A 1,581-nucleotide genomic window follows, 5' to 3' on the forward strand; every position below is an offset into this window, starting at 1 on the left:
CTATGTATTTTTCCCTCGCCCTTCCCGGGAGAGGGTTAGGGTGAACCAACTATAAAGGGGGCGGCGCCCCCTAGTCCCCCTGAAAAACCTAAAAAATATGAAAAGGTAAAACTTACCAAAAAAGGAAAAGCGTCTTCCTCAGTATAAGTGTTCATACTGTTTATACCAACTCAGAATGTCCAAAAGCTACCGAGAGTGTTTGCTAAAATCTTTTTTTCTCTACCTCCCTCCAGAAGAAGGAAGAGAATCTCACAAGAGCAATAGTTCTCCTCTTGTGGCGGCTTGTTTTTGGTTTGCACCTCTTGAGAAATAAAAAACGAGATTGCCATAGTCGGCCTCTGGCTTTCCTCGCAATAGCCCTCTGGAGACAGAACACAATGGTTTTTGTGGGTCAGCTTTTATCCTTCAGTAGAAGGAGCAGTTTTTCCCCAGTATTCTGCCACAAACGCAGCAATTATCCCCACAAATATCCCCAGAACACCTGCTATTGCTACATTGAGCATTTTGCGGGGGGAGATAGGTTCTTTTGGAGGAAGGGCAGAAGAAACAATCCTCACTCCGGCGTTAACTTCCTCACTCATAGAATAAACCTGGGTTTTCCCATACTCCTGGATAAGTGCACCATAAGTTTCAAGAGCAGAATCATATTCCCTCTGGAGTTGATCACGTTCAATCGCTTTTTCTAAAAGAGTGCTCTCGAGCTCTTTTAGCTCTGTCTGCACCTCTCCTGCGGCTTCTGTCATGGTCTTTTTTCGAGCTTCCATCCCCGAAAGCTGAGCTTCAAGACTCATTACTTGTCCTTTAAGAGCGTTATATACCTCATTGGCTGCTTCTCTTTCCATCGTAAGAGGAAGGAAGCCGCTGATAAAGTCTCCCACCATGCCCTCCTCTTCCGAACTTCCAAAGAGTGATTGGCGTAGCTTCAAATACGGAGGCTCGCTCTCCAACTTCTCTTTTGCTTTTTCCAAAGTGGCTTGAAGCTCTTTTTCCTGAACATCGATTAGAAGAATGTCCCTTTGGAAGCTCCCCAAAAGGCCTCTTTTAGCTTCTACTTCTTCCTCAAGGGCTGTTATTTCTGACCGCGCCAGGAAATCTCTTATTCTTCCTCCAATTTCGTCAAGTTTACTCTGCCACTCTTTCATTCCTTCTTCTAAAGAGAGGAGCTCCTTCTTCATATCTTCCTGGGTGCTACGGATGGCAAAATCAACGAACTCAGAAGCAATGGCATTAGCAATGTCTGCTACTTTTTGAGGGTCACCGTCTTTCACTGTTATCTTCAAAAAGTTGGCGTTCTTAAGTATCTCTACATTTAGCGCTTCTTGAAGGGAAAAGGGGTCATATTTTTGAGGATCCAGCTGAAGCTTCTCAATAACTTGGCTCAAAAAATAGGGATTTACTATCTGCAGGCGATAAGCCTCTTGTTTATTCACCTGCTCGGGAAAGCGCAACTCAATGAGCACTTCCGCCTCATAAACCGGAGGAATGGCAAAGAAACTAAGGTATCCAGCAATGGCTACAGAAATTACTATAATAGCTAAAATTAACCATTTTCGCCTCCAGAGAACCTCAAAAAGCCCTCGC

At 44.3% G+C, this 1,581-nt stretch carries 1 protein-coding gene; it reads right to left on the reverse strand.

Features of this window, described 5'->3' with window-relative positions:
• Nucleotides 1–398 precede the first annotated feature (398 nt).
• Nucleotides 399–1,581, reverse strand: a 1,183-nt coding sequence (locus tag GXZ17_RS03670; RefSeq protein ID WP_409375936.1) for a GumC family protein, incomplete at its 5' end; no start/stop codon positions are given.

Source organism: Candidatus Sordicultor fermentans, assembly GCF_012728195.1.
In the GTDB taxonomy this organism is placed as follows: Bacteria; Atribacterota; Atribacteria; order Atribacterales; family Caldatribacteriaceae; genus Sordicultor; species Sordicultor fermentans.